The sequence below is a fragment of the Neisseria sp. P0022.S010 genome, assembly GCF_051956635.1.
This window is the reverse complement of record NZ_JBQCXF010000811.1, coordinates 1-607: the sequence shown is the minus strand read 5'-3', so window position 1 is coordinate 607 and position 607 is coordinate 1. Positions and strand designations below refer to the sequence as shown.

Sequence of the window (607 nt, the reverse complement as noted above, 5' to 3'; positions counted from 1 at the left end):
CCCAAATCGCCCAGACCGAGCGTTGCGGCAAAGAGGTTTTGGAACCATTCTTGCATGATCAAGCTCCCGCCAGTTCAATAGTGTCCATCAACGCACCCAGCGCGGCATTTTCGGTATGCAGCGGCAGATGCACCACGTTTTCAGGCAGTCCGGCATCGGCTTTGACAGCAACCGATACGCTTGCGCCGTTTTGTTTGGCGACAGCGGTTTGTCCGTCTTGCAGGCCCAAGCGTGCCAATGTGTTTGGATTTACACGCGCGGCAGGCACGGCAGCATGGCTGGTTTCTTGCAACGGTGCGGAACGGCGCACGATAGAATCAGTGTGATAAATACCGACTCCGCCGACACGGACGAGGCGGTCTGAGGCCGTCTGAACGCCCTCCCCTGTCCATGTGCTGCGGTTATCCAGTTTGGACGGCAGGCTTTCTGCATCCAGCGCATCTTTCAGAATCGCAGCGGTATCGTGGTATTCAAAACCTTTCAGGTCAAACAGGTTGCCCAATACGCGCAACACTTTCCACAGCGGACGCGAATCGCCGAAGCCTTGTACCACGCCGTGGAAAGATTGCAGACGGCCTTCCATATTGATGAAGCTGCCTGATGTTTC

Annotated in this window: 1 protein-coding gene; it reads right to left on the bottom strand. The window is 56.0% G+C overall.

The annotated features are described in order from the left end of the window. Window positions 1-58: 58 nt before the first annotated feature. Window positions 59-607: molybdopterin dinucleotide binding domain-containing protein (locus tag ACTHUT_RS21550; protein WP_440419854.1), on the bottom strand; the 549-nt coding region annotated here is incomplete at its 5' end.